Annotated in this window: 10 protein-coding genes; 4 read left to right on the forward strand and 6 right to left on the reverse strand. The window is 39.7% G+C overall.

Annotated features, from left to right (window positions below):
- Nucleotides 1–2 precede the first annotated feature (2 nt).
- Nucleotides 3–563 (forward strand): ribosome-associated translation inhibitor RaiA, encoded by a 561-nt coding sequence (raiA, locus tag LS69_RS08650; protein ID WP_138124148.1) that lies wholly within the window; start codon nt 3–5, stop codon nt 561–563.
- Nucleotides 541–1,833, forward strand: coding sequence for an HD domain-containing protein (locus LS69_RS08655; protein ID WP_138124132.1), 1,293 nt, complete (start codon nt 541–543; stop codon nt 1,831–1,833). The genes raiA and LS69_RS08655 overlap by 23 nt, the downstream gene beginning before the upstream one ends.
- A 294-nt stretch (nt 1,834–2,127) precedes the next feature.
- Here LS69_RS08655 and argB read toward each other — a convergent pair whose 3' ends face one another.
- Complete coding sequence (gene argB / locus LS69_RS08660; protein ID WP_138124134.1) at nt 2,128–2,982, reverse strand: acetylglutamate kinase; 855 nt, start codon at nt 2,980–2,982, stop codon at nt 2,128–2,130.
- Between the two features lie 55 nt (nt 2,983–3,037).
- Here argB and LS69_RS08665 point away from each other — a divergent pair, with 55 nt between their 5' ends.
- Together LS69_RS08665 and LS69_RS08670 are read left to right on the forward strand one after the other, a co-directional pair.
- A complete protein-coding gene (locus LS69_RS08665) occupies nt 3,038–3,982 on the forward strand; it encodes a D-2-hydroxyacid dehydrogenase (RefSeq protein WP_138124136.1) in 945 nt (314 codons plus the stop codon).
- A 29-nt stretch (nt 3,983–4,011) separates the two neighbouring features.
- Nucleotides 4,012–4,458, forward strand: a complete 447-nt coding sequence (locus tag LS69_RS08670) for a YqaA family protein (protein WP_138124138.1) — start codon at nt 4,012–4,014, stop codon at nt 4,456–4,458.
- 4 nt (nt 4,459–4,462) lie between these two features.
- Here LS69_RS08670 and LS69_RS08675 read toward each other — a convergent pair whose 3' ends face one another.
- From LS69_RS08675 to minD, 5 genes are all read right to left on the reverse strand, one after another.
- Nucleotides 4,463–5,293, reverse strand: coding sequence for a DNA-processing protein DprA (locus LS69_RS08675; protein ID WP_238699282.1), 831 nt, complete (start codon nt 5,291–5,293; stop codon nt 4,463–4,465).
- Between the two features lie 18 nt (nt 5,294–5,311).
- On the reverse strand, nt 5,312–7,441 hold the full coding sequence (locus tag LS69_RS08680) for a hypothetical protein (RefSeq protein ID WP_138124140.1): 2,130 nt from the start codon (nt 7,439–7,441) through the stop codon (nt 5,312–5,314).
- A gap of 62 nt (nt 7,442–7,503) precedes the next feature.
- A complete protein-coding gene (locus tag LS69_RS08685; RefSeq protein WP_138124142.1) occupies nt 7,504–8,643 on the reverse strand; it encodes a divergent polysaccharide deacetylase family protein in 1,140 nt (379 codons plus the stop codon).
- 7 nt (nt 8,644–8,650) lie between these two features.
- Entirely contained in the window at nt 8,651–8,887 is a 237-nt protein-coding gene (minE, locus tag LS69_RS08690; RefSeq protein WP_138124144.1) for a cell division topological specificity factor MinE, read from the reverse strand.
- Nucleotides 8,884–9,684, reverse strand: a complete 801-nt coding sequence (minD, locus tag LS69_RS08695) for a septum site-determining protein MinD (RefSeq protein WP_138124146.1) — start codon at nt 9,682–9,684, stop codon at nt 8,884–8,886. Before minD ends, minE begins: the two co-directional genes overlap by 4 nt.
- Nucleotides 9,685–9,890: the final 206 nt, after the last annotated feature.

Here is a 9,890-nt window from a genome sequence, read left to right on the forward strand (position 1 = left end):
CAATGCACACCATTATTACTTCACGACATTTTGAACTCACGGATTCCATTAAGGATTATATTCTTCAGCTAACCAAAAGCCTAGAAAAATACAATTTAGAGATTCTAAGCACACGCGTTGTGATTTCTCATCAAGAAAAAAAGGGCAATAAAAAGGGCGAAAAGAAGAAAAAGCGTCTCTTTAGTGTGGATATTACTCTTGCTTTGGCGCACACAAACACTCTTGTAATTAGCCAAAGCGACAAAGACCTTTATGCTGCCGCAGACCTTGCGGTTGCGCGTATGCACAAAATCTTGCGCCGCTATCACGACAAAATCCACCACAAACAAGCCATTCCTAGTGAAACCATTATGGCAAGTGGAATCTTGCGTGATGAAGCTCTCGCGGATAAAGGCGGAGATGAAATCGTGCCAATGGATTTGGATTTGCATAAGCCTTTGGATATTGAAGATGCGCTGGAGCGTCTTAAAAGTAGCTCCCAACAATTTTTTGTTTTCAACGACAAAGATTCTAAAATGAGAGTGATTTATAAGCGGATTGATGGCAAATACGGATTATACTAAAAAACTCTATCTCGTCGGCGGTGCCGTGCGTGATAAGCTTTTGGGTGCACCCATTAAAGACAAAGATTATGTCGCGGTTGGTTATAGTCCAAGTGATTTTCAGCATTTATTGCAAGTAGGCAAAAACTTCCCTGTGTTTTTGCGCGAAGATGGTTCGCAAATCGCTTTAGCGCGGAGAGAGAAAAAGGTCGGCGTAGGTTATAATGGATTTTGCGTAGAGACGCACCAAGTTTCACTAGAAGAGGATTTGAAACGACGCGACTTGACGATTAATGCTATTGCTTTTGATGAAGAAACTAAAGAATATCATGATCCTTTCGAGGGAATCAAGGATTTGCAAAAGCGAATCTTGCGCCACACTTCAGAGGCGTTTTGCGAAGACCCTCTGCGCGTATTGAGGATTGCGAGATTTCGTGCGCGTTTTGGGAAACTTTGGAGAATCCACCCTAGCACAAAAGTATTGATTTATAAAATGCGCGAAGAGTTGCGATTCCTTGAGCCAAACCGCGTTTATCAAGAAGTGGAGTCTGCGTTTCAAGCCCCTAATGCTTCTTTGTTTTTTGAAACGCTTTTTGAATTGGGCGTATTGGATTGTATTTTCCCAAACCTTTATATGCTCACGACCTTAAAAGAGGGGAATTTGTATCATCAAGAAGCCTCTGTTTTCGTCCATACAATGGAAGTGCTAAGAATCGCGGAATCTTTGCTAGAAGCCAACGAACGAGATTCCACAAAAATGCCTCCTTATGATAAAAAGCAAAAATTGATTTTGAAGTTTGCCGCGCTCTTTCATGATATTGCCAAGCCTTATTGCTATCGTAATTTTGGCAATTCTAGCGGACACGACAAGCTAGAATATGTTTTGTCCGCCCTTGATATTGCGCTCCCTAAATCCATACAAACCCCAATGCTAAAGCTGATTGAAAACCATATTAAAATCTATAAACTCCACGAAATGCACTCTTCTAAGGTTGTAAATTTTTTTGATTCTTTTGGTGGCGAGGAAGCTTTGCTGTGTTTGCAAATTGCCTTGCTGATTGCGGACAAAAAGGGCTGCATTCGCGATTCTAGCCAAAGTGCGGATTCTGCTACTTTTTTGAATCCTAGCTTTAAGCAACACTTGCTGCACACTTTTAGGGCGTTAAACGCCTATTCTCCAAAATCTTGGATACAATCCCAAGCTACTCCGCCCAAAGGTGAAGTCATCAAGGCACATATTTTGCGAGAAAAAATCAAGATTTTCAATACAGTGTTTTATCAATACTCTTAAATTATGGGATTCTGTGGAATCTCACAATGATGCAAAGGCGCACTAAGGCGTCATCGCGGGAATCCACAAATCTAAACAACCCGCCCTCATTGCAAAGAAGTTGTTAAAGCATTACTAGTCGTCATTGCGAGAATTGCAACGCAATTCGTGGCAATCTATAATACTGCATACCAAAAAATATTGTAATGGAATCTCGTTATTGTAGAATCCTCTTTTGTTTGAAATTTTGGATTGCTTTGTTGCCTATTTTATTCGCTCCTCGCAAGGACGCGGTGGAGAATCTAGGATTCTGCACTATTCTGCGGTAAATTCTGTCCCAATCCCTGCACTTGTAAAGAGTTCTAGCAACAAAGAATGCGGGACTCTGCCATCAATAATATGCGCTTTTTCCACGCCTCCTTTGACACAATCCAAACACGCCTCCACCTTTGGAATCATTCCTCCGCTAATCGTGCCGTCTTGATAGAGATTCTCTGTCTGCCCAATATTTAGGGATTCTATGATTTCACCATTTTTATCCAACACACCTTGCGTATCGGTCAAGAAAATCGCCCGTTTTGCTTGTGTTGCAATCGCAATCGCACTTGCCGCAGAATCTGCATTGATGTTAAAGCCCGGGTGTCCAGCCTCCTCGCCACAGGCAATAGGCGCAATCACAGGCACTAAGTTTTGGGCGAGTAGATTATCAATCACTTCTCCGCGTGTTTCAAAAATTTCGCCCGTATAGCCGTATTTGCCATTGTCTTTTGGCTTGGCTTGAAACAAAGACGCGTCCTTACCGCTTAAACCCAACGCATTCACGCCATGAAAATTCAAAAACGCGGTAATTTCTTTGTTGATTTCCCCACTAAGCACCATTTCAACGATTTTAAGTGCATCAATGCTTGTAACGCGCAATCCATCGACAAATTCGCTCGGAATCTTAAGGTTATCTAGCAACTCATTGATTCGTTTTCCGCCGCCATGCACGATGATTGGCTTGATTCCAAGCATATAAAGCATAACAATATCAATCGCGAATTGCTCCTTGAGATTCGGGCTTGTTTGCGCCGCTCCTCCGTATTTGATAACAATCTTAGAACCACGAAACAAACGAATATAAGGAAGCGAATCCAAAAGAATAGAAACAATTTTAGAATAGTTACGCATTTTGCCTCTTTTAGTGTAAAATTACAGGACGAAATTATAGCCAAAAGGATTGCAAATGCAAGAAAAAATCGTGTTTTTAGATGGATTAAGTTTGGGTGAGCATAATTTACAAGACAAACTCCTTGAAAGATTCCCTAATGTGGATTATACAGAATATCCCATCACAAAGCCAGAACAGACTTTAGAAAGGGCTAAGGGTGCTACAATCGTGCTAACCAATAAGGTTATATTAGACAAAAAAAAGCTCAACACGCTCAAAGATTCCTTGAAGCTCGTTTGCATTACTGCCACAGGAATGAATAATGTGGATTTAGAGGCAGCAAAGGATTTTGGAATCGTGGTAAAAAATGTCGCGGGATATTCCACAAAAAGCGTCGCACAACATACTTTAATGTTTGCCTTAGCCTTAAGTGCGAAACTGCCTTTGTATGATTTTTTCTGCAAACAAAAGCATTATGCTTCTAGCGCACTTTTTACGAATCTTGCCAAGCCTTTGGAATTGCTTGAAGGTAAAAAATGGGGAATCATCGGGCTAGGAGCAATCGGAAAGGAAGTCGCGAAATTAGCAAGTGCGTTTGGCGCAGAGGTTTGTTACTACTCTACAAGTGGCAAGAATCTCGATGCTCCTTATCCACACAAAAGCCTAGAATCTCTACTTAAAGAATGCTTTGTAGTCTCTATCCATGCGCCTTTGAATGAGAAAACAAAAAATCTATTAAACAAAAATAATCTGCAACTAATGCAAAATGGAGCGATTCTTATCAATGTTGGGCGTGGCGGAATCGTCAATGAAGAAGATTTAGCAAAAGAACTAGAAAAGAGGGATTTATATGCGGGTTTTGATGTTTTCACTAAAGAACCTATGCCAGAAAATCACCCCTTTTTGAATCCAGAAATCGCAAATCAGTTGCTCTTAACACCACATAATGCGTGGGGATATGAGCAAAGTAAGCAAGTCTTGATTGAGGGTATTATTAGAAATATCGCGGAATTTTTTTAAGATTCCGCCCCGCAAAGTCTAGCTAAAGAATGGAAACCCTAGAATCTTTTGGGCTTGTGGGATTGTTTCTTGTTTGTTTTGTGGCAAGTAGTTTATATCCGCTAGGCTCTGAAGCCTTTGTCTTGGGATTCGTGGCGTTTGGGTATTCGGAAGTTGTGGTTTGGTGTGTTGCCACATTGGGCAATACGCTAGGTTCGCTCACAACTTATGGAATCGGATATTTGGGAGAAACTCGCATTTTACAACGCTATTTCAAAAATGCCAATGCGAAAATTCATCGCTACAAAAATGGAATCCAAAAATACGGATTCCTCTTTGCTTTTTTGAGTTTTCTGCCTATTGTAGGCGATGGATTCGCACTTGCTCTTGGTGTCTATCGGTATTCTTTGTTTAAAATGGCATTATGGGTCGCATTTGGCAAAGGTTTGCGCTATTTAGCACTCTTAGGCGCGTTTTCGTGGTGGCAAACTCTGTAATATCTTAAGGTATTGCGATTCTGCCATTGCAACGATGAATTTTGCCCTCTAATTCGTATTCAAAGAGAATCGCACCAAATTTTAAAAACGCCTCTTCAAACAAAGGATTGCCTTTGCAAAACTCCAAAATCTCATCTTTTGGGGATTCTAGTTTGGAATCTTTGGCAAGAGATTCATCTAAGTTTTTATCAGAAATCCAAAGGGATTCCACAAACTCATCTATATCCCAAATCACTTGAGCTATGCCGTTTTTTGCTAAAGTTTGTGTGCCTTGACTTTGCCCTAAATGGTGCGGTGGCACGAAGATTGGCTTGTCGGAATCCCTCGCATATCGTGCGCTTTGCATAGAGCCACTATTCAAATCCGCTTGAGCAATCACGATACATTCTCCAAGACTGACGACTAATTTGTTGCGCTCCAAAAACGAAAAGGCGTGAGGCTTATAAGGCGGTTCAAATTGGCTTAATATCAGAGATTCTTTGTAGATTTGTTCAATGATTTTAGCATTGGTTTTAGGATAGATAATGTCCAAAGAAGCGGGAGAAACCATAATCGTATGAGGCAAGGCGTTTTTGTGTGCGATAATGTCTGTGCCAAGTGCGCCACCGCTCACGACTACTGCACCCTTTGAGGCGAGTTTCTGCGCGAGAGTTTGTGTGAAGCTTTGGGCATAAGGGTTAGGGTTGCGTGAGCCAACAATCGTAATTTTGCGCCTTTGTAACAATTCCAAATTACCGCAATAAAAAATGTTTTTTAGATTCAAATGTGTCAATTCTTGCGGAATCGTTGGCAAGGTTGGAAAAGAGGATTGAGACGAAATGATAGAATCTTTCAAAAAGGATTCCAAAGAGATTTAGGAATCTTTTTGGACAAGATAAATGACGATAGAATCCACAAAACCATAGCGTCTGTATCCATCGCTTTCTCCCTCGCCTTCAAACTCTTCCAAAATATCTTTTGCAGGATGTTCTTGTAGTAAGCGCACTAATTCTATGCTTTTGCCAAAGCGTTCAAAAAAGCGTTTAATGGTAATCGTCCAATTCACATCTGCGGCATTTAAGGCGAGTTGAATCTGACATAAATAAGCGACTTTGAGCAAAGAAGCGATTTTATCCACCCAATAATGAATCTCCATATATTCACCAAACACAACCATTGTATGCTTCGCGTCTCCGGATTTTGCATAGGATTTAGCTTCTTCATAGCGTCTAAGGAAGTCTTTGGTGAAATCTTTGAATTGTTGCATAGAGCGCAGACTTTCAATCTCATCTACCAAAGAATAGACCTTTTTAATATCTTTTGCTTCAATGGCATTTAAAAGATTCTCTTTTTGTTGCATTAATACAATGCGTTCGTTTGCCGCGCGTTTGAGCGGAGGGAAGACAAGTAGAATCTCTGCAATCTTTTTCGCCTCGTCGTATTTGAAATTCTTTTCTAGTTCAATCAAATTTGTTAGCATTCGCTCACCCACTAACAGCACTTTTTTATACAAATCCGTTTCTCTTAAAAAAGAGAATTGAAAAGTGAGACTGAAGTATTCTTTGAAATTTTGTTTTTTGATAAGCAAATCCGCCTTTTCAAACACATCGCAATTTCGCAAAAGCTGCACAATCAGCTCCTTTTTGGGCGTGTTGTTAAAAGGTGCTAGGGTTTGTTCTGCTAGGCGTTGGTTTGTATTGGCGTTTTCCATAAGGAGTTTTTTGGCGTTAAAAAATGCTTTATTCCAAATGTTTTCTAGTTTCTCATAAGCCTGTGTTTTGACTAAAAATTTCGTGGTTTTTAGCATTTCGTAGGCTTTGGTAAAGTCTTTTTTGTTAATCAGTTCTAAAAAAGTCTTCACGCCGTCTTTTTGGGAAAGATAGAAGTCAAATTCACTTTTTTTGGATTCGCTTACGACAAAAGGAGCGGTTAATTCTACGGCTTGTTCTATTTCGTTTTGGTTGAGTAATTCAATGGCTTGATGCAGAATCTCGGGCCACGCCTCATCAAACGCTTTGGTTAGCGGGTGAATGCTTAAAAATACATTTTTGTTGATTGCTTCACGCGCTTTTTTGAAGTCTTTGTTAGCAATGCTTGTCTCTAACTCTTCTTTGCCCTCATTGTAATCAATAATCAAAAGCGCACCATCAATCGCCCCAATGTATAAAAGCCCTCCCGAAAAGGCAAGTGATGCGACTCCGGCGTGTTCGTTTTTAATCTCCATTGCTTTAGTGTTGTCTTTTAAAGACAAAACATAAAGCGTATCCGAGCGCGTTCCAACAAGCGCGTATTCCTCTGTATCTGTAATAGCAATAGAAGTAGGCCAAAAGGCAAATGGGTATTCTTGAGAGATGATTTTGCCCTCTTTAAGACTAAAGATAATACTTGCGTTGTTGCGGCAAATAAGCAATAGCTTCTCATCGTGTTCAAAAAAGCAAGAATCTTCTACTACATCGTTAGTTGCGAAGTTAAAGGCAATCCGATGGCGCAATAAATCAAAAATCATTGTGAATTTATCAAACCCGCTAATTGCGATAAAATCGCCACTTTTAGAAAAACGAATCGTAGAAATATAATCTGAACGCGCCAACAAGGAAGAAATGGACAAAAAGCTTCTTCCCTCATACAAAAACACCCTGCCGTCTTGTCCGCCTGTGGCAAAGAATCTCCCATCGTGAGAAAAGGCGCAGGATTCTATATCGCCATCGTGGTCTTGCAAGGTCGCAATATGTTTGAGCGCAGAGCCTTTCAACTCTAAAATAAATGTTTTTTTCTCCCCCATAATGGGAAAACAAAAATAAGAATGCGGGGAGATTCCAAAAGCGTGAGAATAGCGATGTGGGGATTCTAAATCTTTGATAACGCGAATGCTTGTAGAGATGTGCAAATTTTGGTTAATTTCAGAAATGTAAAAAACATTATCAATGCAAAATGTAGAATCTTCCACGCGCGCAATGCTTAAAACGCTTCCTTGTAATTGGCGAGTTTCTTTTGGGGTTGTCATAAGCCTTCCCTTAAAATTCTAAGATTCTAAAATATCTTAGCATAATTTCTCTATAAAATTGTTTATGGTGCAATAATTTCATTGACATATACAAGTTCAACCCCACTTTTGGCTAGATAATCTTCCGCATTTCTAAGGGCAATGAGTGTTTCTCTATGCGGGTGTCCAATCGCAATAGCATAGCCTTTGGATTTGGCTATTTTAACCGCTTGGATTAGGTTTTGCGTGATTTTTGGAATGTTTAATTCATTGTCCAAAAACACATCGCGTTCTAAGTAGTTGCCTTGACAGGGATTTAGCTTTTTTTGTGGGTGTGCGTCGTAGAATGCCTTTGTTTTCGTATGTGGGGCAGTTTTGGAATCCAAAAAACTAATTTCGTGCTTGGCAAGCGTTTCTAAAAGTAGCGTCATAGATTCTAAATCGCGCGTAAATTTGCTTCCTGTGTGGTTATTAAGATAAGAAAGTGTTGGGAAATCTTGCTTGATTGTTTGGATTCTTTGCTCTATTTTGGCTTTTGAATCGCCAACAAACAACCATTCGTGTTCTGCTTGATAAAAGTTCAAGGCTTCTAGGGGTAAATGCACCATAAAAAAGGGAGCAGTTTTCGCGATTTTGGGTGTTTGCGGATTTGTTTTGCTTTTAGGGAAAAGTGAGGGGGTGATTTTGTAGTTGATTTTGCGCAAAGCATTGTATTGGGCGAATGAACCAACATCATCAATAATGATTGCGAGTTGTGGTTTGGTGCGTTGGCATTGGGCTTGGGATTCGGTGTTTTTTGGACTTTCTTGGATTGTTTGGGATTCTTGGGATTGCGGTTTTATTGGGGTTTTTGGGGTTGAAGCGAGAGTCAAATCCGTAGCTTGAGATTCTTCACTAGTAGAATCCAAAGGCTGCGTATTGGCGGTTTCTTGCGAAGATTCCTTTGATGATTCTTGTTGGGAATCTTCAAGATTTGCGGAATCCGCTTTGAGTGCTTCAAGATTTTCTCTTAAAAAATCAATGTTTTTTTGGATTAATTCCGCGTTGTTTTGTGTGATGGCTTGATTGGATTCCTTTGTGTTTGGCTCTATTTTTGGGGATTCTTTTGAGATTGTTGTGGAGGAAATAGCAGATTTTTTGGGATTTTTGGGGATAAAGTTAAAACTAAGCAATAGGAGCAATAAAACAATAATTCCAATCGTGATAGGTTTAACTCTCTCCATTTATGAGCTATTTGTCCAACAAAATCTCGACTTCAAGCGTATTGAAATTTTGATTGGAATCTGTTTTGATGTCAATCTTTTGAGCGTTTGTGTATTTTTTGATGACTTCTAAAATCTCTTGTTTCATTGCCTCCATATAAGGCACATTGATGGCTCTCTCGTGCGCCAAAATCATCGTTAAACGATTTTTTGCCTCTTGGGCGGAAGATTTTTTGTTGCCAAAGATTCTATCTACTAAACTCATGAAAATAGCCTTTTGAAGAATCCTTTTTTGGATTTTAAATCCATAAAGCTAACTTCTTCGCCCAAGATTCGTCTTGCAATGTTTTGGTAAGCAAGAGAGGAGAGAGAATTGCCATAAATCACGGGTTCGCCTGTGTTGGTAGAAGAGATGATTTTCTCATCTTCAGGCACGATTCCAATCAGTGGTAAGGCAAGGATTTTTAGCACATCTTCCACGCTTAGCATTTCGCCCTTTTCTACCATTTCTGGCTTCAAACGATTGATAATCACATGCTTTAGCACTTCTTGTCCCTCTTGGGCTTTTTTGCTTTTGGCATCAATGATTCCGATTACTCTATCAGCATCGCGCACACTTGAAACTTCAGGAGTAGAAACAATCAATGCGCGGTCAGCAAGGAAAATAGCGTGTTCAAACCCTCCTTCAATCCCAGCAGGAGAATCCAATAAGATAAAGTCAAACTCTTCTTTGAGTTTATTAATCAACGCAGAAACCTTTTCTTTGTCCAAAATGTTTTTGTCTTTGCTTTGACTTGCAGGTAAGAAATAAAGGGTTTTGGTTTTTTTATCGTTGATTAGGGCTTGGGAGAGGTTGCACTCGCCCTCCATAACATTGACAATATCATAAACAATGCGATTCTCTAAGCCCAAAATCATATCTAAATTGCGCAAACCAATATCAAAATCCACCGCCACAACTTTTTTTCCCGCATTTGCCAAACCTACGGCGAGATTCGCGGTTGTTGTAGATTTGCCCACACCGCCTTTGCCGGAAGTAATTGTAATCACACATCCACTCAAAATAACACCTTCATTTAAAATCAAGGCGAAAATTATATCTTTTGAAGCATTTAATAAGAATTAAATACGAAATTTTTGGAAAATTTATCAAAAATAGAATCTTGAAGTTACCCCAACCCTCTAAAATCATTTATAATATGGATTGTGAAATCTTCAAATTCATTTTGTTCAATAAAATCCATCAACTCTCTTATGCTAGAATTATT

Source organism: Helicobacter sp. MIT 05-5294, assembly GCF_000765675.1.
Classification (GTDB): Bacteria; Campylobacterota; Campylobacteria; order Campylobacterales; family Helicobacteraceae; genus Helicobacter_D.